Raw genomic sequence first — 24,667 nt, forward strand, 5'->3', positions numbered from 1 at the left:
CTGCACGGTATGGCCATACGATCTACCGACCGGGGCGGCGCGCGTCGGGTTCGCCCGTTCGCGGTAACGCGCCCCGGCGGCGGTGGCCGCTCCCGATCCCCCGGCGGGCCTGACGGGCGAGCCCGCCGCCCGACCGGGGGCCCGGCAGGAACAACGACCGGAGCGCGGGGAGTTGACCCGCCGCGCCGGCCCTGGGCCTGGCTACCGCTCTCGCGGGACCCCGTCAAGCGGCGCCGGGGCCACGGCCGTTGGCGTCCCGGCGTGGCTCACCAGGTGTACATCGGCAGGGGGTTGACGTCCATGCACGTGTCCGAGTCGGCGCCGGAGAGGATGTCCTCCTCGTCCACGGCCTGACCGCCGCCCTCCTCGCCGCCACCGTCCGTGCCGCCGGAGCCGTCCGCGGGCGGCTCCTCGGTCGGCGCGGTGAACTCGGTGCCCTCGCGCCAGTCGGCCCCGATGATCAGCGTCACCTGCTCCACGCTGGTCGAGATCCGCACCGCGCTGCCCGGCAGGCCCAGCGCGCCCGCGACGGCCTGGGCGTTCGCCTTGTCCGCGGCGTCGGCGTACAGGACGCGGGTGGTCACCTCGCTCGACATGGTCGCGTCGGTGGCGGCCTGGGTGAAGCCGAGCCCCTGGAGCGCCTCGGTGATGACGGAGGCGCGGCCGTCCACCGGGATCTGGCCGTCGGCGCCGGTGCCGTTGCGCACCGCGACGGGGATGCTGTCCTCGGGGTCGGGCGTCGCCTCGCCCGACGCCTCGGGGTCGGGCTCGGCGGGGGCGGCGTCCTGGTCGTCGAGGGGGATGTCGTCGCGGACCAGCGCGAACAGCGCCTCGGCCTCGGCCATGTCGGGGACGATCCGGTTCTCGTCGTCCGGGTCGGGCAGCCAGGGCAGGGTGACGCTGTTCATGCGGTCCCCGGGTATGGAGCGCAGGTCCTGGCCCAGGTCGTAGAGGTTCTGGACGCTGCCGAGCCCGTGATCGACGGTGAGCGCGTTGGTCGCCGCCTCGGCGAGGTCCATGAGCTGCCCCGGGTTGGTGAGCGACGTGCTGTTCTGGAGCTCGTCCACCATGTTGCTCAGGTACATCTGCTGCGCGCGGGTACGGCCGACGTCGCTGCCGTCGCCGAACGCGTGGCGCGTCCGCAGCCACTGGAGGGCTTCCTCGCCCTGGACGATGTTGTCCCCCGCCGGGAGGCGCAGGTGGGAGTCGGGGTCCGTGATGTTCGTGCTCACGCAGACGGGGACGCCGCCCACCGCGTCGGCCATGGACACGACGCCCGCGAAGTCCAGCATCATGAAGTGGTCGATGGGTATGCCGGTCAGTTCCTCCCAGGTCGCCACGGTGCAGCCGGGGCCGCCGTGGCCGAGGGAGGAGTTGATGGCCGCCTTGGTGAGGGCCGGGTACGTCTCGCCGGTGTCCGGGTCGGTGCACTCGGGTATGGAGACCATGGTGTCGCGGGGGATGCTGATCAGCGTGACGTTGCTGCGGTCGGCCGAGGCGTGCATGAGGATCTGCACGTCGGCGCGCTGCCCGCCGTCGCCCCCGCCGCCCAGCTCGGCGTTCGCGGCGCCCTCGCGCGAGTCGGAGCCGAGCAGCAGGATGTTCAGCGGCACCTGGCCGTCGGCGTTGGGCCGGGAACGTTCGACCTGGCTGTTGCCGAGGTTCAGCTCCCTGCGCTCCAGGTTGCCGTTGAGGTGCTCGACATAGAGGTAGACGCCCAGGGCCACGGCGACTATCAGGAAGGCCAGCGAGGCGGAGCCCCAGAGGAGGACGCGCCGCCACAGCGGCTTCTGCTTCTTCCGGCGCCGCTGGGCCCGGCCGCCGGGGGTGGGGGTGGGCGCGGGGGACGGCGGGGCGCCGCCCTCCGGGTCGGCCCGCTGGAGCGGGATGGTGCCCGGGTCCCTGCGGGTGTCCGCGCCGTGGTCCTCGGCCTGCTGGTGCCGTCCGCCCGCGCGCGGCGGCCCGGCGGAGGTCCCGCCGCCGTCGCCGCGCCTATCGCCTCGCCGCACGGGTACCTCCACTCCTCAGCGGTCGTTGCCGACGGTCCGTGGACACGGCGCCGTCCGTCCCGGGCCACGGCCGCCGCGCCCCGCCGTACGGGCGGGGGGCGGGACGTGACCTAGGAGGCGCAGACATCGTCGTCCGCCTGGATGCTGTCCACGCCGTCCGGGATCTCGGCGGGAACCTCGATCGGCTCCCCGACGCCCCTGAAGTCGTCACCCAGGACCAGGACCATCGCCTCGCGCTCGCCCGACGTGCCGGGCACCTCCACGAGCGCCGCCTCCGGCAGGCCCATGATCGCCGCGAGCGTGGCCGCCTGGTCGGCCTGGTCGGAACGGTACTCCAGCGTGGTGGTCTCCTGGGGCTCCGGGGCGTTGCTCCTGTTGGTCGCGAGCCGCATGCCGTGCTCGTTCTGGAGCCAGGCGAGGGTGTCCTGGGCTGCGCCGATGACGCCGCCGCCGTTGTAGACGTCCACCCGGACGTCCTCGGGCGCGGCCCGCTCCGCCTCCTCGGCCGCCCGTGCGGCGGCCTCCTCCTCCTCGGCGGCCTGCGTCGGGTCGATGTCCTCCTGGAGCATCCGGAAGATCGGCGCGGCACGCTCCTCGTCCACGACGACGGTGGCGCGCTCCTCGGGCGCCTCCTCCGGGTTGTCGCGGACGGGCAGCGTGACGAAGTTGACGTCCGACATGGGGATGCGGCCGATGTCGGAGGCGAGGTCGTACAGCTGCTCGATGCCGCCGATGCCGGTGTCCACGGTCAGCGCCCTGGTGGCGGTGTCGGCGAGGTCCCAGAAGTCGGTGAGGCTGGACAGGACGTCGGAGCCGGTGACCTGGCGGGCCATGGAGGCGAGGAACTGCTGCTGGAGCCGGATGCGGTCGAGGTCGCTGCTGTTGCCGACGCCGTAGCGGGTGCGGACGAACGCGAGGGCGTCCTCGCCCTCCAGCACATGTTCGCCCGGGTCCAGGTCGAGCCCGGACTTCTCGTCCCTGATGGGCTCCTCGAGACAGACCGGCACGCCGCCCACGGCGGTCGAGAGGTCCTTCACCGCGTCGAAGTCGGCCATCATGAAGTGGTTGATCGACACGCCGGTCAGCTGCTCGACCGACCGCCACACGCAGCCGGGGTCACGGCCGAGGGCGCCCATGCTCGTGTTGAAGCGCGCGCCGTAGCTGGCGGGGATGGTCTCCTGCGTGCCGTCCTCGTGGGTGACCTGGCACTCGGGTATGTCCGTGACGAGGTCGCGCGGGATGCTGAGGGCGGTCGCGTGCTCGCGGTTCTTCGAGAAGTGGATCAGGATCGTGGTGTCGTTGCCCTCGCTGGCCTCGCCGCCGTAGCTGTCGTTGCCCTCGCCGGTACGGGTGTCCGTGCCGATGATCAGAAGGTTGACGGGCTCGTCGCGCGAGGCCGGGTTGTCTATCCCCGTATCGACCTTGTCGAGGTTGCCGTTGAGGCGGTCCCAGGCGTACCAGGCGAGCCCGGCCGCCACGACGACGACGAAGGCCGTCGAGCCGCCGACCCAGAGCAGGACCTTGCGGGTGCGGGAGCGCCGCGGCTTGGCCTTCCTGCGGCCACGGGCGGCGCGGCGGTCGCGGGGCGGGCCGGCGCCCTGCCGGGGGACGGGCGGTCCGCCGTCCGGCCGGTCGCGGTCGCCCGTGCGGGGACGTCCGGCCGCGCCGGGGCTGCTGCCGGTGCCGCGCGTCGTCGGCCCCGAGCGGTCGCCCGTGCTCTCGACGGACGGCGCGCGGCGCTGTCTCGGCGGTGCGTTACGGGGTGTGCCCGTCGCTCGATCCGCCGGGGGGCGGCTCGCCGGTTCCGGCTGCCGTGCTCCTGGCAGCCGCAGTTCGTAACTACCGGTGTCCGGGTTGAACACCCACTGATCCGCGGGATCGACATCTCCCGCGCCCCCACGTCCCTGCGCTTCCACGTTTCCGCGTGCCCTCCGTGTGCCTGCTAGAGGATCAGACGGCACACACTAGCGGGCGGTTTCCGGCACAGGCGATCGCGGTGACGCATTCCACCTCTTCGTGGGGGAACGGCGCACGTGCCCGCTCCCCGCGGGGCGGTTTTCCTCGGATTGTCGGATCAGGCGCAGAAGGAGGCGCCATGGGCGTCCGCCGGGCGCACCGAGACGTCCCCGCCCCAGGCGGGATCGACCTCCTTGTCGGTCCGCAGGGCGGTGAAGAGGGAGTTGGCGTCCGGCTGCGCGGGGAGGCCGCCTTCCAGCGGGACGGTGAGGAACTGCAGGCCGCCCTCGGGGACGGCGCGGATGCGGCGGACGAGTTCGTACAGCTCGACAAGGGAGTCGAGTTCCGCGTCGGAGGTGATCGACGAGGTCAGGGCGTCGAGGACCGGGAGGAGCTTGCCCGGGTTGAGGAGCACGCCGCTGCTGGAGACCCGGCGGGCGAGGGCGTCGAGCGTGCACGGGCTGACCCCGCCGACGGCGTCCGCGACCTTGCCGAGCGAGGTGAAGTCGATGAGCAGGTGGTGGTCGATGCGGATGCCCGTGAGGCGTTCCAGGGTGCGGATGGCGCAGGCCGTGCCGCCGCTCTCGTAGGAGAGGGCGAGGGCGCCGCGCCGGGCGGGGAGGGCGGTGCCGTCCGTGCCGGTGCAGGCGGGGATCTGGGTGGTGAGGTCACGGGGGACGCCGACGGCGGTGGCGCTGGCGCCGTCGCCCGCGAGATGCAGGACGACCAGGGCCTCGGCGCGGCGCGGGGAGCCGTCGGGACCGGCGTCCGAGCGGATCAGCAGGACGTTCTCCGCCTTGCCCGCGGCACGGGCGGGCCGCTCCTCACGGTGCCTGTCCAGCTCGCGCGCCGTGCCCGTGTCGGTGGTGAGCTTGCCGTCGAAGCCGCGCAGGGAGAGCCACCCGGCCAGGGCCCCGGCCAGCACGAGGAGCGCGGCGCCGAGGGCGATCCAGCGCAGGCCGCGCCGACGGCGTCGGCGTCCCGGAGGTTCCGGCGGCTCGGCGGCGGATCCGGCGGGCGGGTGGTAGGCAGGCTGTCGCGGCACCCTCATGGCTACGATCCTGCGGGTGCCGCCGCCGGGCGGCCACCGTCACTCGGCGAAGTGGGTGACGCGCTCACTCTCCCGCCGCGCGGCCAGGTCCGCCGGGTCGAGGTGGTCGGCGTGGCGGCACAGGACGAGGGAGGAACCGGCGGCCAGCGGCGCGAAGAGACCGGCGGACAGGCCGGGCCAGGTGTGGTACCCGGCCTGGGACATGAGGCGGCTTGTGGGGTCGAGGCCGCGTTCGGCGGCGTCGGCGTTCGCCAGGGCGAGGACCTGGGCGCCGGTGAGGTCGCGCCCGCCGACGCTGAGCGCGACGTCGTCGGGGCCCGGCGGGTCGTACGCGTCGAACGCGTCGGGCTGCGCGGGGGCGGCGACGGCGTAGTCCGTGAAACCGGCCGGGGGCTCGGCGAAGCGGACGCCGAGGGGGCGCAGGCTGAGCGCGACGCGCTCTCCGGCGCAGGCGCGGGCCTCGGCGAGCCGGTCGGGGCCCGCGACCACGAGGTCGGCGTCGCGCGGGTCGCCGTCCACGTCGGCGACGACGCCGGTGGCGGCGCAGGCCAGGAGCCAGGCGGCGGTCTGCCAGTGGGCGGGCAGGAGGAGGGCGAGGCGGTCGCCGCGTCCGGCGGACAGCTCGTCCTGGAGCAGGTTCGCCGTCTTGGCCACCCAGTTGGCGAGGGTGGTGGCGGACAGTTCGACGCGCTCGCCGGTGGCGTCGTCGTAGTACGTCAGCAGCGGGCGCGCGGGGTCGGCGGCGAGCGCTGAACGCAGGAGGTCGGCCGGGACGCGTTCGGTGGAGTTCATCGCGGTCAGCGTAGCCGCGGGTGGGGACGGGGTGCGGGGGCGGTGCGGGATCTCTTTCGGGCTACAGCGGGGCTACCCCCTTGACCTGCGACAAGGCGCTGTTGTTACGCTGAGTGACGAGAGGAGTACGCCATGAATAGACAGATTTACCGCTTTTGCGCAAGATCAGCTGTATGCGTCCCTTCACCGCTTCCTTCGCCGGTTCAGCCTTCCCACCGCCCCCGACGCCTTCGTCCCCCGCTCCGTCTCCCGGGCCCCACGGGTCCGGGCCCTCACGGTTCGGCTCGCTCTTCGCCGCGACGGTCGGCGTCGCCTGCTCGGCGGCGCTGGCGCTGCCTCTCGTCCTCCTGCCGGGCGGCGTCGCCCATGCCGCCGACGCCCCGGCGGGCGGGCTCCAGTCCCTGCCGCTCCAGCCGCTCAAGGGCCTTCAGCCGCTGGACGCGGGCGGCGGGGCGGACAGCGACGCGACCGGTGAAGGACAGGGGCTCCCCGCCACGGGCACCGAGCCGTTCTCCCTGCTCGGCGTCGTCTGGACCGACGCGGACGCCGCCCTGCGCGGACAGGCGCAGGTGCGGACGCGCGCGATCGAGGACGGCACGTGGTCCGCCTGGCAGGACCTGGAGACCGACCCCGCCCACACGCCCGACCCGGGCTCGGCCGAGGCCGCGGACCCGGGGGTGCGGGGCGGCACCGCCCCGCTGTGGGTCGGGCCGTCGGACGGCGTCCAGGTCAGGGTCGTCCCCGACGACGGCTCGCGGGCCGAGGAGGGGCTGCCCGAGGGGCTGAGCCTGGAACTGATCGACACCGGCCAGGACCCGGCGCCCGAGGCCGTCACCCAGCCGCAGGCCCTCCTGCCCGCGGCGGCGGCGAGCGCGGAGCACGAGGGGCCGCGCCCGCCGATCGTCATCCGCTCCGGCTGGGGTGCCGACGAGGGCCTGCGGGAGAGCGGCTTCGTCTACACCGACACGGTCAAGACCGTCTTCGTGCACCACACGGCGGGGACCAACGACTACGCCTGCTCGGAGGCGCCGTCGATCCTCCGTGGCATCTACCGCTACCACGTGGAGAGCCAGGGCTGGCGCGACGTCGGCTACAACTTCTTCGTGGACCGCTGCGGCACGATCTACGAGGGACGCGCGGGCGGCGTCGCCGAACCGGTGCAGGGCGCGCACACGCTGGGCTTCAACCACAACAGCATGGGCGTGGCCGTGATCGGCACCTACTCGAACACCAAGCCCAACAAGGACATCACCGACAACCTCTCGCTCCTCACCGCGTGGAAGCTCGGCCTGCACGGCGGGAACCCGGAGGGCGCGCGCAACCGCACGTCCTCGGGCGGCAAGCACGCGGCCGGGACCACGATCAAGCTGAACAACATCTCGGGCCACCGCGACGCGTACAACACCGACTGCCCCGGCGGCGAGTTGCAGGCGGCGCTCGGCACGGTGCGTTCCACGGCCGCCCGGCTCCAGGGCAGGTGACGGCGGCGGCTAGCCTTACCGGTCGTGCCGGACCGGAGCTGGGCGCCGCCCGAACCCTACGACCTGCGCCGCAGCCTCCTCGTGCTGCGGCGCGGGCCGTACGACCCCGCGTTCCGGGAGACGGCGGACGGCGCCGTGTGGCGTGCCACGCGGACACCGGAGGGTCCCGCGACGCTCAGGCTGCTGCCGGGGCGGCCGGTACGGGCGACGGCCTGGGGCCCCGGCGCCGACTGGGCGCTGGAGCGCCTGCCCGCGCTGCTCGGGGCGGACGACGCCCCGGAGGCGTTCACCGCACACCACCCCCTGGTCGCACAGGCGCACCGGCGCCACGGCGGGCTGCGGCTCGTCAGGACGGGCCTGGTCCTGGAGTCCCTGGTCCCGACGGTGCTCGAACAGCGGGTGACGACGGAGGAGGCGTACCGCGCCTGGCGCCTGCTGCTGCGGCGCTTCGGCGAGCCCGCGCCTGGCCCGGCGGACGGCGGCCCCGACCTGTGGGTGATGCCCGAGCCGCGCACGTTCGCCCTCCTCCCCTCCTGGGAGTGGCACCGCGCGGGCGTGGACCCGAAGCGGTCGGCCGCCGTCGTCCGCGCCGTGCGGCTGGCCCGGCGGATGGAGGAGGCGGCGGGCCTCCCGCTGGCCGCCGCCCTGGCGCGGCTCCAGGCCGTGCCGGGCATCGGTCCCTGGACCGCGGCCGAGACCCTCCAGCGCAGCAACGGCGAGCCGGACGCGATCACCGTCGGCGACCTGCATCTGCCCGGCACCGTCGGGCACGCTCTGGCCGGTGAGCGCGGCGCGGACGACGCCAGGATGCTGGAGCTGCTGGCCCCGTACGCGGGGCAGCGCCACCGGGCGGCGCGGCTGATCCTGCTCTCGGGGGTCGTGCCCGCGCGCCGGGCGCCACGCCAGCGGCACGCGCGGATCGCCCGGCTCTGACGCCGGGCCGCGGGCCAGGTCCGTGACCGCTCCATGCGCGTGTGTGACCGGACGATGACCGTTCCGCTCCAGCCGCCGTCACATCGCCGCAACGCCGCTCACCTGCGCTTTTCCGCCCCTAGAGTCCCGGTACAGCGCCAGGGGCACCCACCGCCCCTGGCGGGGAGAAGGGGAGGGACACCGATGCACGGACTCACGGCCCGCACTGTGACGACCGCCGTCGTCGTGGCGCTCGGCGCGGCGGGACTCGTACCGCTGACCGCCGCCACGGCAGCCGCCGCGCCCGCCGGGATCGCCGACGACTTCAACGGCGACGGCTACCGGGACGTCGCCGTCGGCGCGCCGTTCGCCAACGACGGCGGCTTCACGGACGCGGGCGCCGTCGTGGTCGCCTACGGCTCGCCCACCGGTCCGCACGCGGGGGCCACCAGGACCGTCAGCCAGTCCACCGCGACCGTCGTCGGCACCTCGGCCGAGGGCGACCGCTTCGGATCGGCCCTGGCGGCGGGCGACTTCGACGGCGACGGCTACGGCGACCTCGCGGTCGGCGCGCCAGGTGAGGACCTCGGGAGCGGGCGGCTCGACGAGGGCACGGTCACCGTCCTGTGGGGCGGCGCCACCGGCCTGAACGGCAGCACGAAGCTCAGCTCGCCCGGCGGCACGCGCGGCCACGGGCAGCGGATCGTCGCCGGGGACTTCGACGGCGACGGCCGGGACGACCTGGTCGTGGGCAGCACGGACGCCCCCCGGCTCCACGTGTACCTCGGCGGCACCGCGAGGGTCCCGTCCCTGGGCTCCCGCTTCGCCTTCCTCCTCCCCGAGAGCCACTTCGACGGCGCGTTCGGCCCGAGCGCCCTCGGCGCGGGCGACATCGACGGCGACGGCACCGACGACCTGGTCGTGGCCTCCAACTCGCCCGGCGCGCCCACGGTGCCGCGGTCCGTCGTCTACCTCTCCCCCGGCGTGCCGGGCGGCGCCACGTACGCGGGGGACGCCGGTCCCGGCTTCTCCACCGCCGTCGGGGACCTGGACGGCGACGGCTACGACGACGTCGTCACCGGCAACGCGTACGAGCCGGGCGAGGGCATCGGCGGGGCCACGCTCGGCGGGAACATCACCGTCGCCCACGGCTCGGCCACCGGCCTCGACAGCGCCCGCGGCATCCGGCGGATCACCCAGGACACGCCCGGCGTGCCCGGGGCCGCCGAGGCCCGCGACCGGTTCGGCGCGACCCTCGCCGTCGGCGACCAGAACGGCGACGGCTACGCCGAGATCGCCGTCGGCTCCCCCCGGGAGACGATCGGCGCCGACGCGGAGACGGGCATGGTCACCGTCGTCCCCGGCAGCGCCCAGGGCCCCGCCCCCGCCGCCTCCTACGGCGTCCACCAGGACGTGACCGGCGTCCCCGGCGGCAACGAGGCGTACGACGAGTACGGCCACGGCCTCTCCTTCGCCGACACCGACGCAGACGGCCACGCCGACCTGCTGATCGGCGCGCCGGGCGAGGACGGCCACAACGGCGCGGTCACCTCGCTCCGCGGCACGTCCACCGGCTACGCCACCACGGGAGGCGTCATGGTCAAGGCCGCGGCCACCGGCCTGGACATCACCCACGACGAGCAGGTGAACGCGTACTGGGGTCACGTCATCTCCTGACCCCGGCCCCCACCCGCGTGCCGTCCGCCTCCCGACGCGGACGGCACGCGGAGGCTACGAGGCCGTGCCGTCCGAGGACAGCGGGTGGCCCGCGCGCAGGGCGGTGATCTCGCGGCGCCTGGCCAGCCGGTGGGTGCGGCGGATCTGCGCCTCCTGGTAGCGGCGCCTGTCCCGGTCGCTGCCGGGGAGCACGGGCGGCACGGGCCGCGGCTTCCCCGCCTCGTCCACGGCGGCGAAGACGAGGTAGGCCGTGGCGACGCGCGTGGCGGGCGTCGCCTCGTTCCACCGCTCGGCGAGCACGAGGACGCCGATCTCCATGGACGTCCTGCCCGTCCAGTTGCACTGGGCCCTGACGTGGACGAGGTCGCCGACGCGGACCGGTTCGAGGAAGACCATCTCGTCCATCGCCGCGGTCACCGCGGGGCCGCCGGAGTGGCGCCCGGCCACCGCGCCCGCCGCGTCGTCCACGAGCTTCATGATCACCCCGCCGTGCACGGTGCCCAGGAGGTTCACGTCGTTCTGGGTCATGATGTGCGAGAGCGTGGTGCGGGACGCGGCGGTGGCTTTCCCGGGGGGATCGGGCGGCAGATCGGTCATATGGTCAGCGTAAGCACAGGGCATTGCATCAGGTTCGCCACAGTCGGCACCGCGCGTTTTTGCCGAACGGCCTCTCCGGGGGAGACTCCTCCGTATGAGCGACTGGCCGGACGGGTGGACGGACGAGCAGGGCAAGCGGAAGCGCTACGGGCGCGGCAGCGCGGACGCACGGCCCGAGGGCGCCCGCGTCATGCCGCAGGTCCCGCCCGGCCGGGCCCAGCGCCCCCCGCGGCAGCGGACACCGTACGGCGAGAACGACCGGTACGCGGCGCCGCCGCCGCAGCAGTCCTACGACTCCGGCTACAGCGACGGGCAGATCTACCGCGGCTCCGGCGGCCACCAGGCGCCGCCGCCGTCCGACCCGGGCGGCCCCCCGCCGGCCCGCGGGCCGCGGCCCCGGCCGCGCTGGGGCAGGATCATCGGCTTCGCGACGCTCGGCCTCGTGCTGGTCCTGCTGGTCACCGGCGTGAGCACCTACTTCTGGGCGGACGGCAAGCTGCGCCGCGAGGTGGATCTCTCCGCGCTGGAGAACCGGCCGGAGGCGGGCGAGGGCACCAATTACCTGATCGTCGGCTCGGACAGCCGCGAGGGCCTGAGCAGCGAGGAGCAGCAGGAGCTGCACACGGGCAACGCGGCCGGGAAGCGCACCGACACGATGATGCTGCTGCACGTCGGCAGCAACGGGAACACCATGGTGAGCCTGCCGCGTGACTCGTGGGTGACGATCCCCGAGTTCACCGGCTCGGAGAGCGGCAACCGCATACCCGAGCAGCAGCGCAAGCTCAACGCGGCCTACTCGATCGAGGGCCCGTGGCTGCTGGCCAGGACCATCGAGCACAACCTCGACATCCGCATCGACCACTACGTCGAGATCGGCTTCGGCGGCTTCGCCAGCGTCGTGGACGCCCTGGGCGGCGTCGAGATGTGCTTCGACGAGCCGATCCAGGACGAGAACTCGGGCGCCGACTTCGCGGCGGGCTGCCAGCAGCTCGACGGCCGGGAGGCCCTGGCGTTCAACCGGCAGCGGTACCAGGAGGCCGAGGGCGACCTGGGCCGTACGCAGAACCAGCAGGAGTTCCTGAGCACGCTGGCGAACCAGGCCGCGTCGCCGTCCACGATCCTGAACCCGTTCCGCCTCTACCCGGTGCTCGGGGCGAGCCTGGACGCGCTGATCGTGGACGAGGACATGTCGCTGTGGGACCTGCGGTCGATGTTCTGGGCGATGCGGGGCGCGGAGCGGATGAACATCCCCGTGGCCGACCCGGGCTACGCCACGTCGGAGGGGTCGGCCGTGCTGTGGGACATGGAGCAGGCGACGCTGCTGATGGACCAGCTGCGCAACGACGAGACGGTCACCGTCGGCGTCGAGGAGTGACGCCGACGGCGCCGCCCGGCCGGGTCAGCGGGCGCGTGCCGCCTCGCGGGCGGCCCGGCGGGCGAGGACGCGTTCGCGCAGGGCGCCCATCTCCTGGATGACGGCCTTGCGGTCGCGGGCGGCGAGCCGGTCCACGTACAGCTGCCCGTTGAGGTGGTCGGTCTCGTGCTGGAGGCAGCGGGCGAAGTAGCCGCGCCCTTCGATGACGAGCGGCTGCCCGTGCTGGTCCTGGCCGCGCACGACGGCGAGGTCGGGGCGGGCGAGCGGCATGTAGGGGCCTGGCACGGAGAGGCAGCCCTCCGGCTCCTCGACCAGCGTGCGGCGCTCGGCGGGCAGGTCGTCCAGGACGGGGTTGGCGATGTGGCCGACGTGGCGCGTGCCCCAGTCGTCGGTCATGTCCCAGACGAAGAGGCGCAGATCGACGCCGACCTGGTTGGCCGCCAGCCCGGCGCCCTCGGCGACCTGGAGCGTGGCGAACATGTCGTCGATGAGGCGGGCCAGTTCTTCGGTGCCGAAGTCCGTGACCGGCCGGAGGCCGCGGTGCAGGATCTCCTCGCCGATGACGGTGATGCGGCGCGCCGTCCCCCTGACGGCCTCGGGCGACGGCTGCGGATAGGACTCGACGGACTGTCCCTGGACGAGTACGGCCATCCCGCACGCTCCTCACTTGTTCCCGGCGGTGCCCGTGTCACCGCTTGACGGCTGCTTTGCAAAGTACCAGACTTTGCAAAATGCCGGACGAGAGAGTACCCGCCGACGCCGGACGGACGCGCGCGCCGCTCCCGCTCCCCCACCACCCGGTCAGGGACGCCCTGCTCGGCCTGCTGGCCGACCTGGGCACGGTGACCTCCACGGAGGCGGCGCGGCGCCTCTCCCTCAGCTCCGGCCTGTGCTCCTTCCACCTGCGGCAGCTGGCCAGGCACGGGCTGATCGAGGAGGCGCCGCGCCGGGGCGGCGGGCGGGTGCGGCCCTGGCGGCTGCGTGACGACTCCCCCGGCGCGGACGGCGTCGGCGTGGAGTGGGGGGACGCGACGGGCATCGGGACGCTCAACCGCGCCCTGGAGGACGAGAGTTACCGGCGCTGGCTCGACAACCGCGAGCGGGCGCCCGAGGAGTGGCGGCGCGACGCGGCGTTCAGCGAAGTCGTGCACCTCACCCCGGACGAGTTGGACGAAGTCGCTGCCGCGATCCGCGCCGTGCTCGCCCCGTACCGCGACCGGCGCGGGCGCCCCGCGAGCGCCGCACCGGTGGCGGCCGTGGCGCGCCTGTTCCCGCTCCTGGTGGACCCGCCGCATGGACGCTGAGGAACCGGCGCTGCTGCCGCTCGCCGACGGCGGTCGGCAGACGCCCGTGACCTGCCGCCTGTGCGGGCGGCGGCTGCGCGGGCGTGAGGCGCGGATGTGGGGGCTGGGCCCTGAGTGCCGGGAGAAGCTGGCCGTGCGGGTGGCGCCGCCGCCGCCGGAGCACGCCGTGGAGCAGGAGACGCTGCCGGGCATGTGAGGGGGCCGGGGACGCCCGCCCCCGTCAATGCGATGATCACACGATGATCCTGCTTTCCGGCGCCCGCCGCCGTACCCTCCTGCTGGTGGTACCGGCCGTCCTGCTGGCCGCCGCCTGCGCGCCCGGGACAACGGAACGCGAGGACACGTCGGCGCCTTCCGCCCCCGCGAGCCCGGTGCAGCCGGAGAGGGCGCCGGAACCCGCCGTGGTGGAGGAGACCTGCCCGCCGGAGGGCGTCCGGCTCGGCGCGGGCCCGGTGGACGCAGCGATGGGCCTGCGCGCGATGCGGATCCTCCTGACGAACTGCGGCGACGAGCCGCGCACCGTGTCGGGCCACCCGTCGCTCACCGTCCTGGACGAGGAGTCCGCGCCGCTGGACGTCGAGATCACGCACGACCCGGTGGAGTTCGCGCCGACGCCCGACTTCGCCGAGCCCCCGGGCGAGGTCGTGATCCCGCCGGACGGGGTGGCGTACGCGGTGCTGATGTGGCGCAACACGGTGACCGACGCGACGGTCGTGGCCACCCTGGGCACCGGCCTGTCCGTCGTCGTCACCGAGGACGGCACGACGCAGACCGTCGAGCCGGACGGCGGGCTCGACCTGGGCAACACGGGCCTGCTCGCCGTCTCGCCGTGGCTCGCCGACACCAACGGCTGACCGCGCGCTACGCGACCGGCCGCAGGTCGGGCTCCGGGGTCAGCCCACCGTCGTCCGCGCACTCCAGCTCCTCCGCCAGGAGGACCGCGGCGGCGTGGGCGACCGTCATCATCGGTCCCTCGTCGCCCGCTTCGGGATGATTCCCCATACGGGAGACGGCCGCCGACACCGTGGTGGACTCCCCGTCCACGGCGGGGAGTCCGCAGTCGAAGAGGACCACACCCCTGTCCGACGACGCGTGCGCCTCACGGCCGATGGAGTACACGAGCGCGCCTTCGGGAAGGTCCGTCCGACCGTCGAGTTCATGGGAACGAGGGGTGCGGTAGGTGATATTGAGCGACATGTGCGCGCTGGTCTCCGACGCGTACACCGCGCACAACGCGTACCCGCTGTTCTCGTAGAGGTCCTCCGGGGCATGGACCTCCCGCGTCAGCTCCTCGGCGATCGCCGCGGGGCTCAACGACTCCTGGGCGAGGAAGTCCGGGCTTCCGGCGAGCCCTTCCACAACGGTCGCCACCTGAGGGGTCAGCATCCCGCCGCACGCCTCGGCGCGAGCAACCTGTTCCTGTCCCGATGCCGGATCCGCGTCCTCCGCCCCCTCGTCGCCCCCACCACAGGCGGTGAGCCACCCGCACAGCAGCAGCAGAGCCGCAGAGGCCATGGTGCTTCTCCTCCGTGACGCCATTCGTCCCCCTCAACCAGTTCACGCACACCGTCCTGTGCCGCCTTCAGTGTCGTGCGGCCGTCGTCCGGGATGCGCCCGACTCCCGCACGCTCTTCTCCACGAACGTCAGGCGCCGAAGAGGGGGAGGCAGCCGTCGAGGCCGTCGAGGGTGACGGGCACCGTCCGGTGGCGTTCCCAGCGCTCACGCGACAGCCGCAGCCGGTGCTCGGTGGCGGGGCCGCCGCGCAGGGCGACGCGGACGATGCCGTCCCGCTCGTAGCCCATCTTCTCCGAGACGCGCAGCGACGCCGCGTTGTGCGCGAGGGCGCCCGACATCGCCTCCACCGCGCCGAGACCGGCGAAGGCCAGTTCGAGCACCGCGGCGCGCATCTCCGTCCCGAGGCCCTGTCCCTGATGCGGGCGGCCGAGCCACGAGCCGCTGTTGACCTGGCGGAGCGTGGCGAAGTCGGTGGCCCCCAGGCTCTGGTGGCCGACCGGTCGGCCGTCGAGGAAGGCCACGAGGCCCATCGACCACGCCTCGGGCGTCCAGGCGCCGAGCTGGCGCCAGTGGTACTGCACGACCGACCGGGCCCGTTCCCGCGGGGGCAGGTCGGTCCAGGGCACGAGGAAGGGCATCTCCTCAGGGGGATGGATGTCGGGGACGGCCAGATCGGCGAGATCGGCCAACTCCTCCTCCGTGGGCAGCCGGAGCAGCAGACGCGGAGTGCGCAGATGAATGCCCAGAAGGGGCCAGTGATCGATCAGCATGGCCCATTCTGCGAATGCCGCCGCGCGGTCCGCATCCGATTTCGCCCCGGCTGCCCCGCACCACCGGTCAGGCGACCGTCGCGGAGAACGAGCTGACGCCGAGACCGACGCCGCCCTGCCACGGCTCGAACCCGGCCTGGATGCTGGTGAGGTACCAGGCGTTGCCCGCCAGTCCCCGGCTCACCGTGACGTCCACGAAGTCCATCACGTCGAAGGTGAGCGAGCCGATGGCGGACGGTGCGACGAAGGAGATCACCTGGTTCGAGCCGTTGCTGCCGGTCCACACCTGCCAGCTGCGCCCGGCGACCGACACGGTGCCGGAGGGGGAGCCGATCGGCTGGATCGGGCCGACGCGGTTGAGCCAGATCATGATCTCCGTCTGGTTGACCCCCGTGCGCCGGGGCGTCGGGTCGAGCCAGATGTCGTACGACGCGTTGTACACGGAGTTGCCCGTGTACTGGTACGTGATGCTCGTCCGCGCGGTGCCGATCGAGCTGATCTGGCGCGGCAGGTTGGTGCCGGGCGAACAGTTCCCGTAGTGGCAGCCGAAGAAGACCGACGGGTACGACTTGGGCGGGCCGCCGGTGGACACGCCGCCGTCGGCCTGCGCGAGGCGGAAGCCGGTGCCCGAGACGTCGATGCACTGCGTCGCGCTCGTGCCCCAGCGGTTGTTCTGCACCGTGTAGCGGTTCTGGATGGTGGTCGAGCCGTACTGGTCGCAGATCACGACGTCGCGGCCGACAGGCCCGGAGGCGCCCGCGCCCGGCGCGGCCGTGAGCAGGCCGGCGACCGACGCGACGCCGGCCAGGAACGCCACCAGCGCCCTGCGGAGCCCGGACACCGGGCCACGGCGGCCGGGACTGTGGCCGTGTGCGCCTGGTGTGACGTGTGTGGTCCTCATGCTGCTTCCCTTCGACGACGAGCCGGAAGGGGAGCGCTCCCATGAGTGTGCTGCGGCGGAATCTAGGCTCTCCGGGTACGGACGGCAAGAGGTTGCGCACGGACCGGCGTCACGGAACTCGCGCGACGCCCGGGGGTGTCACCGGGTGGGCGCGGCCTCGGGCGTCGGGGTCGGCCCACCGGCGCCGTCGCCGGGGCCCGGGCCGTCGTCCCCCGGACCGTCCTGGCGCCGCCGCCCGGCGAGGACGCGGTTGCCCACCCACACGCAGGCCCACAGCCCGACGCCGATGAGCATCAGCCAGCCCGCCACCTCGTAGTCCTCCCCGGCGCGCCCGGACAGCGGCGTCGCCAGGTAGACGCACAGCACGGCGCCGATCACCGGCAGCGCGGTGGGGGCGCGGAAGTGCCGGTGCCCGACGGGGTCGCGACGCAGCACGAGCACGGCCACGTTGACGATGGCGAACACGCACAGCAGCAGCAGGGACGTCGTGCCGCCGAGCGCCGTCAGGTCGGCGTACCCGATCAGGAGGAACGCGAGGAGGGTCGTGAACACGATGGCGACCCACGGCGTACGCCTGCGGGGCAGGAGGCGGCTGAGCGGCCCGGGGAGGGCGCGTTCGCGGGACATGCCGTAGAGCAGACGGCTGGCCATCAGCATGTTGATCAGCGCCGAGTTGGCGACGGCGAACATGGTGATCCACGCGAAGAGGTCGAGGGGGAAGCCGGGGGCCCCGGCCTGGACGACCTTCAGCAACGGTGTGTCGCCCTCGCCGAGTTCGGCCGGGGCGACCAGCGTGACGCTGGCGACGGCGACGAGGATGTAGATGACGCCGGTGACGCACAGGCCGACGAGCATCATCCGGGGGAAGGTCCGCACGGGGTCCTTCGTCTCCTCCGCCATGTTGACGGAGTCCTCGAAGCCGACCATCGCGAAGAACGCGAGGGCCGTCGCCGCGCTCACGGCGCCGAAGGCGCCCTCGCCGCCGCTCGTGTCGAACTCCGTGACGCGCCCGAAGTCGCCCTGGCCCTCGATCACGGCCCAGGCGCCGACGCCGATGACGATGAGGAGGCCGGAGAGTTCGACGGCGGTGAGGACGACGTTCGCCTTGACGCTCTCGCCGACGCCGCGCAGGTTCACCAGGCTGATGAGCACCATGAAGGCGAGGGCGACCGTCAGGGCGACGCGTCCGTGGTCACCGTCCACGTCCAGCGCGGACAGCAGGTTGGCGGCGAACGCCTTGGAGGCGCTGGACGCCGAGGTCAGGCCGGAGGCCATGACGGCGAACGTGACGAGGAAGGTGAGGAAGTGGATGCCGAACGCGCGGTGCGAGTACGCGGCGGCGCCCCCGGCGCGGGGGTACTTGGTGACGAGTTCGAGGTAGCTGGTGGCCGTCAGCAGGGCGACGGTGAAGGCGCACAGGAAGGGGAGCCAGACCGCCCCGCCGACCTCGGCCGCGACGCTGCCGGTCAGCGCGTAGACACCTGTCCCGAGGATGTCGCCGACGATGAAGAGCAGGAGGAGTCCCGGCCCCATGACGCGCTTCAGTTCGGCAGGTGCCGCCGTCTCCGGCGGAGTGGTCGCATTCCCCATGGACTGTGACATGCCCGGACCCTAGCGCACCACACCCCCCACAAAAGCGGACGAACGGCGCGCTCAGGGACGCCGCACGGACGTGCGGACCGGCGCGGGTACGGGCACGCCGTCAGGCCGTGGGCCGCCCGAGGGCGCGGTACGTCCAGCCCGACTTGCGCCACAGCTCGGGGTCGAGGGTGTTGCGCCCGTCGAGGATGCGGCGCTCGCCGACGACCTCGCCCATCGCCGCGGGGTCGATCTCCCGGAACTCGCGCCACTCCGTCAGATGCAGCACGGCGTCGGCGGACTGCGCGGCCTCCACGGCGGAGGAGGCGTAGGCGAGCGTCGGGAAGACGCGGCGCGCGTTCTCGACGGCCTTGGGGTCGTAGACCGTCACCTGCGCGCCTTGGAGGTGCAGTTGACCCGCGATGTTGAGCGCGGGCGAGTCGCGGACGTCGTCGGAGTCCGGTTTGAAGGCGGCGCCGAGGACGGCGACGCGCTTGCCGAGCAGCGAGCCGCCGAGCGACTCGCGCGTCAGCTCCACCATCGCGGCGCGGCGGCGCATGTTGATCGCGTCGATCTCGCGCAGGAACGAGACGGCCTCGGCCGCGCCGAGTTCGCCCGCGCGGGCCATGAGGGCGCGGATGTCCTTGGGCAGGCAGCCGCCGCCGAAGCCGATGCCCGCGCGCAGGAACTTCTTCCCGATGCGGTCGTCGTGGCCCAGCGCCTCGGCGAGCCTGACGACGTCGCCGTCGGCCGCCTCGCAGATCTCGGCCATGGCGTTGATGAAGGAGATCTTGGTGGAGAGGAACGCGTTGGCCGCCGACTTGACGAGTTCGGCGGTGGGCAGGTCGGTGACGAGGAACGGCGTACCGGCCGCGATCGGGGTCGCGTACACCTCGCGCAGGGTCGCCTCGGCGCGCTCGCCCGTCACCCCCGCGACGATGCGGTCGGGGCTGAGCGTGTCCTCGACGGCGAAGCCCTCGCGCAGGAACTCCGGGTTCCACGCCAGCTCGGCCTCCGCGCCCGCCGGGGCCAGCTCCGCGACGCGCCGGGCGAGACGCGCGGCGCTGCCGACCGGGACGGTGGACTTGCCGACGACGAGCGTGGGCCGGTCGAGATGGGGCGCGAGCGCCTCCACGGCGGCGTCCACGTACGACATGTCGCACGCGTACTCCCCCGGCCGCTGCGGGGTGTTGACGCAGACGAAGTGGACGTCGCCGAAGGCCGCGAGGTCGGCGAACGAGGTGGTGAAGGACAGCCGCCCGCTGGAGCCGGGCAGCCCGGCGACATGACGGCCCAGCAGCTCGTCGAGCCCCGGTTCGTAGATCGGCGCGTGGCCCCTGGCCAGCTTCTGGATCTTCTCGGGCACGATGTCCAGGCCGAGGACGTCGAAGCCCAGCTCCGCCATGGCCGCCGCGTGGGTGGCACCGAGATAGCCGAGGCCGATGACCGTGATCTTCGTCGGGCTGTTCACGGCTCCAGAGCATAGCCGCACGCACGGACGGCGGGCCGCGGAGCGCCGGTGCCCGTTGCCCCGGACGGCGACCGTGCGCTTTAGTTACTTAACAGTCGTTAGCATCGCCGCAGACGCCAGCAAGGAGTGGGACCCGTGGCCCGAGCCGCAGACTTCGATCTCTACCGCCCCGCCGAGGAGCACGAGATGCTCCGGGAGTCGGTCCGCGCACTGGCCGAGGCGAAGATCGCGCCGCACGCCGCCGAGGTGGACGAGGCGGGCCGCTTCCCGCAGGAGGCGCTGGACGCGCTGGTGGCCAACGACCTGCACGCCGTGCACGTCCCCGAGGAGTTCGGCGGCGCGGGGGCCGACGCGCTGGCCACGGTGATCGTGATCGAGGAGATCGCGCGGGTGTGCGCCTCGTCCTCGCTGATCCCGGCCGTGAACAAGCTGGGCTCGCTGCCGGTGATGCTGGCCGGTTCCCCGGAGTTGCAGGCGAAGTACCTGACGCCGCTGGCCAAGGGCGACGTGATGTTCTCCTACTGCCTCTCCGAGCCCGACGCGGGCTCGGACGCGGGCGGCATGCGCACCCGCGCGGTGCGCGACGGGGACACGTACGTGCTGAACGGCGTGAAGCGCTGGATCACCAACGCCGGTGTCTCCGAGTACTACACGGTGCTGGCCGTCACCGATCCGGACAAGCGCACGCGCGGCGGGATCTCGGCGTTCGTGGTCGAGAAGGGCGACGAGGGCGTGTCGTTCGGCGCGCCGGAGCGCAAGCTCGGCATCAAGGGCTCGCCGACGCGCGAGGTCTACCTCGACAACGTGACGCTCCCCGCCGACCGCATGATCGGCGCCGAGGGCACGGGCTTCACGACGGCGATGCGCACGCTGGACCACACCCGCATCACGATCGCCGCGCAGGCCCTCGGCATCGCGCAGGGCGCGCTGGACTACGCGAAGGGCTACGTGCGGGAGCGCAAGCAGTTCGGTAAGCCCGTGGGCGACTTCCAGGGCGTGCAGTTCATGCTCGCCGACATGGCGATGAAGCTGGAGGCGGCCAGGCAGCTGACGTACGCGGCGGCGGCGCGCTCGGAGCGCGGCGACGCCGACCTGACGTTCTTCGGCGCGGCGGCCAAGTGTTACGCGTCGGACGCGGCGATGGACATCACCACGGACGCGGTGCAGCTCCTCGGCGGCTACGGCTACACGCGGGACTACCCGGTCGAGCGGATGATGCGGGACGCGAAGATCACGCAGATCTACGAGGGCACGAACCAGGTCCAGCGGATCGTCATGGCGAGGAACCTCCCCTGACCCGACGGCGGCGGGTCCCGGTCAGGTGCCGTTCCCGGCGCGCGCTTCCCGCCCACCGGGGCCGCGCAGGGCGTAGAGCGCGGTGATGCCGTCGAGGATGAACCGCAGTCCGTAGAGGAAGTCCTCCTCGGCCGTGGACCGGTCGTCGGCGAACGCCCCGCTCTTCACCAGCCGCGACAGCGCGGGGTAGTCCGGGTTGTCGGTCACCTTCTCCAGCATGCGCTGGTACGCCATGCCCCACTCCATGTACCCGACGCCGGTGCGCGGCGCGGCGCGGGTGACGGAGACCTCCTGGCTGACCTCGTTGAGGACGAAGCCGGAGACGACCATCAGCACGCCCAGCTTGTCGTCCTCGCTCAGCGGCGTGTCGCTCAGCGAGGCGAGCACCGCCTCCATCCACGCGATGTTGTTGGGGCCCATCGGCGGCCCGCTGATGGGGATGTCGATCATCCAGGGCCGCGCGATCATGACGCGCCGCACGTCCAGGGCGTAGGACTCGATGCGGCCGTACCAGTCGTCGGGCCAGTCGCTGGTGTCCGGCATGCCCGTCCCCATCTCGAACATCAGGTCGAGCAGGTCGTCCTTGCTGGGCACGTAGCGGTAGAGCGACATCGTCGTGACGCCGACCTTCTCGGCGACCTTGCGCATCGACACGCCCTCGACGCCCTCGGCGTCCGCGATCTCGACGGCGGCGCCGACGATCTGGTCGAGCGTCAGGCTTCCGCGCGGCCCCCTGGTACCGGGCGGCCGGGTCCGCCACAACAGGTCGAGCAGGTACTGCGGGTCGCGCCCGCCCCCCTTCGGCTCGGTCGCCATGCGCCTTCTCCCGTTCCCTCCGCCGACGGTCGCCGGTTGACGCCATCCTAGAACTGTGTAAGGTGTAGACAGAAATGTACAGCGTAAACAGTTTACGGAACAGACAGTTTTCTGTTCCCGGGTACTTGGGGGTTTCCATGGCGGCTGACCACGCCATAGCGGCCGAGGGGCTGCGCAAGCGGTACGGCGACACGGGAGGCAGGGCGGCCCTGGACGGCTTCGGCATGACCGTCCCGTTCGGCACCGTCCACGGGCTCCTCGGCCCGAACGGCGCCGGGAAGACCACGGCCGTCCGCGCGCTGGCGACCCTGCTGCGCTACGACGCGGGCCACGCCGAGATCTGCGGCTTCGACGTGGCGCGGCAGCCGGGCGAGGTCCGTGCCCGCATCGGGCTCACCGGCCAGTACGCGGCGGTGGACGAACAGCTCAGCGGGCGGCAGAACCTCGTCATGTTCGGCACGCTCTACGGCCTCGGCAGGCGCCGGGCCCGGCAGCGGGCGGACGAGCTGCTGGCGCAGTTCGGGCTGACGGACGCGGCCGGACGGGGGGCCGGGAAGTACTCCGGCGGCATGCGGCGGCGGCTCGACCTCGCGGCGAGCCTGGTCCGGGTGCCGCGCGTGCTGTTCCTGGACGAGCCGACCACCGGGCTCGACCCGCGCAGCCGCAACCAGGTGTGGGACGCCGTACGGTCCCTCGTCGCCACCGGGACGACGGTGCTGCTGACCACGCAGTACCTGGAGGAGGCCGACCAGTTGGCGGACCGCATCTCGGTGATCGACGCGGGGCGGGTCGTCGCGGAGGGCACGGCCGACGAGCTGAAGGCCCGGCTCGGCGGGGCGCGCGTCGAGGTCGTCGTGCGGGACGCCGCCGACCTGCCGCGCGTCGCGGACCTGCTCGCCCGGGCGGCAGGGCCGGGCGGGCGGCCCGAGGTGGACCGCGACGCGCGGCGGGCGTCCGTGCCCGTCGCCGATCACGTCGCGGCGCTGACGGAGGTGGTGCGCGCCCTGCACGACGCGGGCGTCACCGTCGAGGACATCGGGACGCGGCGGCCGACGCTGGACGAGGCGTTCCTGCACCTCACCGGCCACCGCACGCAGGAACGGACGGACGCGGCCGGGGACGGCGCGGTACTCGCGGGGAAGGGGCGTGCCGCATGAGCGCGGACACGGTACGGGGCGCCGCCCCCAGGCGGCGGGGGCCCGTCGCGGACGGCCTGACCATGACACGACGGCACATGGCCCACCTCGCGCGGACGCCCGAGGAGGCGGCGCTCTACTTCGCGCTGCCCATCATGTTCGTCCTCGTCTTCGGCTACGTCTTCGGCAGCGGCATGTCGGTCGCGGGCGGCGGGAACTACCGGGAGTTCCTGGTGCCGGGCGTCTTCGCCATGACGATGCTCTACGGCATGGGCTCCAGCGGCTCCGCCATCGCCGTGGACGCACGGCGGGGCGTGGTGGATCGTTTCCGCTCCATGCCGATCGCCAGGTCCGCCCTGCTGACGGGCCGCTGCACGGCCGACATGCTGCGGGGCGTCATCGAGCTGCTGGTCGTCCTGATGTGCGGCCTGCTGGTCGGCTGGACCTGGCACCGCGGCATCGGCCGCATGCTGCTGGCCCTGCTGCTCGTGCTCGCGCTGCGCCTGGCGATCACGTGGATCGGCATCTATCTCGGCCTGCTGGTCCGCAACGAGGACGCGGTCGGCGGCATCGTGTTCCCGCTGGCGTTCCCGCTGACCGCGGTGTCCAACGTGTTCACGTCCCCCGAACTGATGCCCGGCTGGCTCGGCACCGTCTCGGAGTGGAACCCGCTGTCCGCGACCGTCACGGCCCTGCGCGACCTGTTCGGGAACCCGGGCGTGGGCGGCAGCGGCTGGGCCTCGGACAACGCGCTGCTGCTCGCGATCCTGTGGCCCGCCGTGCTCACGGCGATCTTCGCGCCGCTGGCCGTCCGCCGCTACAAGGCGCTCGGCCGCTGACCTGGCCCGAGGCGGGGCGGGGGACGGCGAAGGGGCGGGACCTGGAGTGCCAGGTCCCGCCCCTTCCCGCGTCGCGGGGCGCCGTCAGGCGGTGACGCCGTGCTGCGCGAGGTAGGCGATCGGGTCGATGTCCGAGCCGTAGTCGGGGCCGGTGCGCACCTCGAAGTGCAGGTGCGGGCCGGTGGAGTTCCCGGTGGAGCCGGAGAGGCCGATCTGCTGGCCGGTGGAGACGGTCTGGCCGACGCTGACCGAGAGCGACGACAGGTGGGCGTACTGGCTGTAGTGGCCGTCGGCGTGCTGGATGACGACCTGGTTGCCGTACGAGCCGCCGGAGCCCGCCGTGACGACCTGGCCGTCGGTGATGGCGGCGACGGGCGTGCCGGAGCCGACCGGGAAGTCCGCGCCGGTGTGGTGGCCCGAGGCCCACAGGGAACCGGCCGCGCCGTAGCCGCTGCCGTGGACACCGGCGACCGGGGCGACGTACGAGCCGGTGGCGGGCTGGGCGGCGGCTTCCTCGGCGGGCGCCGGGGCGGCCTGGGCGGTGACGGTGATGCCGTCGAGCTTCAGCGTGTCGCCGGGGTGGATCAGGCCGGGGTCGGTGCCGACGGCGTCCTCGTTGGCGGCGTACAGGGCCTGCCAGCCGCCGTCGATGTCGTGTTCTGCGGCGATGCGCGACAGGGTGTCGCCCGGCTGGACCTCGTACGTGTCGGCGGTCGCGGCGCTCGCGGCGCCGGTCGCGACCAGCGGCAGGGCCACGCCGGCGCCGCCGGCGGTGAGCAGCAGGGAGACGCGTGAGATGCGGCGGCCACGCGGGCGGCGGTGGCGTCCGTGTGCGGACATGCGTGTGCTCCTCTCCGACGCCTGCGAGGTCAGCTGTCGGGTTCGGGCCGGAGACTGCCCGGCCGTCGGCGCGCGGAGGGCTGTGGATGCCCGCTGCGCGTCGTCGGCTTCACCCCGAGCCGGTACCTCTCTTCGCGAGCGGCACCGGCGGAAAGTGGGTCCCCCGCTCCTGTCACACGGAAAGTTCTGAGTCCCTGCTCCCGGTGACAGGATTCGGCGTCCGGGGGCGGTGCGCCGCGGAGGGGCGGCGCGCCAGAACGTTAAGCCGATGAATTCGGGCAACACAAGAAACAGGACGCACGCCGACCACGATCGGCGATACCGGGACGAGCCGACCGTCGCCGTACGTC

Annotated in this window: 22 protein-coding genes, 1 pseudogene and 1 riboswitch; of the genes and pseudogenes, 10 read left to right on the top strand and 13 right to left on the bottom strand. The window is 73.4% G+C overall.

The window, feature by feature from the left end:
* Positions 1-266 precede the first annotated feature (266 nt).
* From IF27_RS26730 to IF27_RS26745, 4 genes are all read right to left on the bottom strand, one after another.
* Entirely contained in the window at positions 267-2,009 is a 1,743-nt protein-coding gene (locus IF27_RS26730) for an LCP family protein (RefSeq protein WP_052852416.1), read from the bottom strand.
* 110 nt (positions 2,010-2,119) lie between these two features.
* Positions 2,120-3,871 carry an LCP family protein gene (locus IF27_RS26735; protein ID WP_338058226.1) on the bottom strand — a complete coding sequence of 584 codons (1,752 nt, stop codon included), beginning with the start codon at positions 3,869-3,871 and terminating at the stop codon, positions 2,120-2,122.
* Positions 3,872-4,083: 212 nt separating this feature from the next.
* A complete protein-coding gene (locus IF27_RS26740; RefSeq protein ID WP_052852418.1) occupies positions 4,084-5,016 on the bottom strand; it encodes an LCP family protein in 933 nt (310 codons plus the stop codon).
* 39 nt (positions 5,017-5,055) lie between these two features.
* Positions 5,056-5,808, bottom strand: coding sequence for a TIGR03089 family protein (locus IF27_RS26745; RefSeq protein ID WP_052852419.1), 753 nt, complete (start codon positions 5,806-5,808; stop codon positions 5,056-5,058).
* 173 nt (positions 5,809-5,981) lie between these two features.
* Between IF27_RS26745 and IF27_RS26750 the strand changes: the two genes are divergently transcribed.
* From IF27_RS26750 to IF27_RS26760, 3 genes are all read left to right on the top strand, one after another.
* Positions 5,982-7,289 carry a peptidoglycan recognition protein family protein gene (locus IF27_RS26750; protein WP_110946275.1) on the top strand — a complete coding sequence of 436 codons (1,308 nt, stop codon included), beginning with the start codon at positions 5,982-5,984 and terminating at the stop codon, positions 7,287-7,289.
* Positions 7,290-7,313: 24 nt separating this feature from the next.
* Entirely contained in the window at positions 7,314-8,222 is a 909-nt protein-coding gene (locus IF27_RS26755; RefSeq protein ID WP_052852420.1) for a DNA-3-methyladenine glycosylase family protein, read from the top strand.
* Between the two features lie 183 nt (positions 8,223-8,405).
* Positions 8,406-9,878, top strand: coding sequence for an FG-GAP-like repeat-containing protein (locus IF27_RS26760; RefSeq protein ID WP_052852421.1), 1,473 nt, complete (start codon positions 8,406-8,408; stop codon positions 9,876-9,878).
* A 54-nt stretch (positions 9,879-9,932) separates the two neighbouring features.
* Here the strand turns inward: IF27_RS26760 and IF27_RS26765 are convergent, their stop codons facing one another.
* Positions 9,933-10,475, bottom strand: a complete 543-nt coding sequence (locus tag IF27_RS26765) for an acyl-CoA thioesterase (protein ID WP_052852422.1) — start codon at positions 10,473-10,475, stop codon at positions 9,933-9,935.
* A 94-nt stretch (positions 10,476-10,569) separates the two neighbouring features.
* Between IF27_RS26765 and IF27_RS26770 the strand changes: the two genes are divergently transcribed.
* On the top strand, positions 10,570-11,850 hold the full coding sequence (locus tag IF27_RS26770) for an LCP family protein (RefSeq protein ID WP_052852423.1): 1,281 nt from the start codon (positions 10,570-10,572) through the stop codon (positions 11,848-11,850).
* Between the two features lie 24 nt (positions 11,851-11,874).
* Here the strand turns inward: IF27_RS26770 and def are convergent, their stop codons facing one another.
* Entirely contained in the window at positions 11,875-12,501 is a 627-nt protein-coding gene (gene def / locus IF27_RS26775; protein WP_052852424.1) for a peptide deformylase, read from the bottom strand.
* Positions 12,502-12,581: 80 nt separating this feature from the next.
* Between def and IF27_RS26780 the strand changes: the two genes are divergently transcribed.
* The 3 genes from IF27_RS26780 to IF27_RS26790 are packed head-to-tail and all read left to right on the top strand — an operon-like array spanning position 12,582 to position 14,008.
* A complete protein-coding gene (locus tag IF27_RS26780; protein ID WP_052852425.1) occupies positions 12,582-13,154 on the top strand; it encodes a helix-turn-helix domain-containing protein in 573 nt (190 codons plus the stop codon).
* On the top strand, positions 13,144-13,350 hold the full coding sequence (locus IF27_RS26785) for a DUF6011 domain-containing protein (RefSeq protein WP_052852426.1): 207 nt from the start codon (positions 13,144-13,146) through the stop codon (positions 13,348-13,350). The genes IF27_RS26780 and IF27_RS26785 overlap by 11 nt, the downstream gene beginning before the upstream one ends.
* A 43-nt stretch (positions 13,351-13,393) precedes the next feature.
* Positions 13,394-14,008, top strand: a complete 615-nt coding sequence (locus IF27_RS26790; protein WP_052852427.1) for a DUF4232 domain-containing protein — start codon at positions 13,394-13,396, stop codon at positions 14,006-14,008.
* Between the two features lie 7 nt (positions 14,009-14,015).
* Here the strand turns inward: IF27_RS26790 and IF27_RS26795 are convergent, their stop codons facing one another.
* From IF27_RS26795 to IF27_RS26815, 5 genes and pseudogenes are all read right to left on the bottom strand, one after another.
* Positions 14,016-14,669, bottom strand: a complete 654-nt coding sequence (locus tag IF27_RS26795) for a hypothetical protein (RefSeq protein WP_052852428.1) — start codon at positions 14,667-14,669, stop codon at positions 14,016-14,018.
* Between the two features lie 129 nt (positions 14,670-14,798).
* On the bottom strand, positions 14,799-15,440 hold the full coding sequence (locus tag IF27_RS26800; RefSeq protein ID WP_052852429.1) for a GNAT family N-acetyltransferase: 642 nt from the start codon (positions 15,438-15,440) through the stop codon (positions 14,799-14,801).
* Positions 15,441-15,510: 70 nt separating this feature from the next.
* Positions 15,511-16,341, bottom strand: a pseudogene (locus IF27_RS26805) (GH12 family glycosyl hydrolase domain-containing protein); the annotation flags it as partial.
* Between the two features lie 138 nt (positions 16,342-16,479).
* Positions 16,480-17,943: an APC family permease gene (locus IF27_RS26810; protein WP_223291231.1), complete on the bottom strand. Its 1,464-nt coding sequence runs from the start codon at positions 17,941-17,943 to the stop codon at positions 16,480-16,482.
* 100 nt (positions 17,944-18,043) lie between these two features.
* A complete protein-coding gene (locus IF27_RS26815) occupies positions 18,044-19,390 on the bottom strand; it encodes a UDP-glucose dehydrogenase family protein (RefSeq protein ID WP_110946279.1) in 1,347 nt (448 codons plus the stop codon).
* Between the two features lie 135 nt (positions 19,391-19,525).
* On the opposite strand from IF27_RS26815, the gene IF27_RS26820 reads away from it, so the two are divergent.
* Positions 19,526-20,686: an acyl-CoA dehydrogenase family protein gene (locus tag IF27_RS26820; RefSeq protein ID WP_052852431.1), complete on the top strand. Its 1,161-nt coding sequence runs from the start codon at positions 19,526-19,528 to the stop codon at positions 20,684-20,686.
* 21 nt (positions 20,687-20,707) lie between these two features.
* Here IF27_RS26820 and IF27_RS26825 read toward each other — a convergent pair whose 3' ends face one another.
* Positions 20,708-21,502: a TetR/AcrR family transcriptional regulator gene (locus IF27_RS26825; protein ID WP_052852432.1), complete on the bottom strand. Its 795-nt coding sequence runs from the start codon at positions 21,500-21,502 to the stop codon at positions 20,708-20,710.
* Positions 21,503-21,639: 137 nt separating this feature from the next.
* Between IF27_RS26825 and IF27_RS26830 the strand changes: the two genes are divergently transcribed.
* Both IF27_RS26830 and IF27_RS26835 read left to right on the top strand, forming a co-directional pair.
* Positions 21,640-22,659 (top strand): ATP-binding cassette domain-containing protein, encoded by a 1,020-nt coding sequence (locus IF27_RS26830; protein WP_052852433.1) that lies wholly within the window; start codon positions 21,640-21,642, stop codon positions 22,657-22,659.
* Entirely contained in the window at positions 22,656-23,477 is an 822-nt protein-coding gene (locus tag IF27_RS26835) for an ABC transporter permease (protein ID WP_052852434.1), read from the top strand. Before IF27_RS26830 ends, IF27_RS26835 begins: the two co-directional genes overlap by 4 nt.
* A gap of 84 nt (positions 23,478-23,561) precedes the next feature.
* Here the strand turns inward: IF27_RS26835 and IF27_RS26840 are convergent, their stop codons facing one another.
* Positions 23,562-24,317, bottom strand: a complete 756-nt coding sequence (locus IF27_RS26840; RefSeq protein ID WP_052852435.1) for a LysM peptidoglycan-binding domain-containing M23 family metallopeptidase — start codon at positions 24,315-24,317, stop codon at positions 23,562-23,564.
* 3 nt (positions 24,318-24,320) lie between these two features.
* Positions 24,321-24,509: riboswitch (cyclic di-AMP (ydaO/yuaA leader) on the bottom strand.
* Positions 24,510-24,667 lie beyond the last annotated feature (158 nt).

Origin of the sequence: Streptomyces avicenniae, from assembly GCF_000719135.1 — a bacterium.
GTDB lineage: Bacteria > Actinomycetota > Actinomycetes > Streptomycetales > Streptomycetaceae > Streptomyces > Streptomyces avicenniae.

Excerpts from the sequence above, each read along its gene's own strand:
- IF27_RS26740 (WP_052852418.1), bottom strand. The coding sequence starts at position 5,016 with ATGAGGGTGCCGCGACAGCCTGCCTACCACCCGCCCGCCGGATCCGCC.
- IF27_RS26745 (WP_052852419.1), bottom strand. The coding sequence starts at position 5,808 with ATGAACTCCACCGAACGCGTCCCGGCCGACCTCCTGCGTTCAGCGCTC.
- IF27_RS26750 (WP_110946275.1), top strand. The coding sequence starts at position 5,982 with ATGCGTCCCTTCACCGCTTCCTTCGCCGGTTCAGCCTTCCCACCGCCC.
- IF27_RS26760 (WP_052852421.1), top strand. The coding sequence starts at position 8,406 with ATGCACGGACTCACGGCCCGCACTGTGACGACCGCCGTCGTCGTGGCG.
- IF27_RS26765 (WP_052852422.1), bottom strand. The coding sequence starts at position 10,475 with ATGACCGATCTGCCGCCCGATCCCCCCGGGAAAGCCACCGCCGCGTCC.
- IF27_RS26770 (WP_052852423.1), top strand. The coding sequence starts at position 10,570 with ATGAGCGACTGGCCGGACGGGTGGACGGACGAGCAGGGCAAGCGGAAG.
- def (WP_052852424.1), bottom strand. The coding sequence starts at position 12,501 with ATGGCCGTACTCGTCCAGGGACAGTCCGTCGAGTCCTATCCGCAGCCG.
- IF27_RS26780 (WP_052852425.1), top strand. The coding sequence starts at position 12,582 with ATGCCGGACGAGAGAGTACCCGCCGACGCCGGACGGACGCGCGCGCCG.
- IF27_RS26785 (WP_052852426.1), top strand. The coding sequence starts at position 13,144 with ATGGACGCTGAGGAACCGGCGCTGCTGCCGCTCGCCGACGGCGGTCGG.
- IF27_RS26790 (WP_052852427.1), top strand. The coding sequence starts at position 13,394 with ATGATCCTGCTTTCCGGCGCCCGCCGCCGTACCCTCCTGCTGGTGGTA.
- IF27_RS26795 (WP_052852428.1), bottom strand. The coding sequence starts at position 14,669 with ATGGCCTCTGCGGCTCTGCTGCTGCTGTGCGGGTGGCTCACCGCCTGT.
- IF27_RS26800 (WP_052852429.1), bottom strand. The coding sequence starts at position 15,440 with ATGCTGATCGATCACTGGCCCCTTCTGGGCATTCATCTGCGCACTCCG.
- IF27_RS26810 (WP_223291231.1), bottom strand. The coding sequence starts at position 17,943 with ATGTCACAGTCCATGGGGAATGCGACCACTCCGCCGGAGACGGCGGCA.
- IF27_RS26825 (WP_052852432.1), bottom strand. The coding sequence starts at position 21,502 with ATGGCGACCGAGCCGAAGGGGGGCGGGCGCGACCCGCAGTACCTGCTC.
- IF27_RS26830 (WP_052852433.1), top strand. The coding sequence starts at position 21,640 with ATGGCGGCTGACCACGCCATAGCGGCCGAGGGGCTGCGCAAGCGGTAC.
- IF27_RS26835 (WP_052852434.1), top strand. The coding sequence starts at position 22,656 with ATGAGCGCGGACACGGTACGGGGCGCCGCCCCCAGGCGGCGGGGGCCC.
- IF27_RS26840 (WP_052852435.1), bottom strand. The coding sequence starts at position 24,317 with ATGTCCGCACACGGACGCCACCGCCGCCCGCGTGGCCGCCGCATCTCA.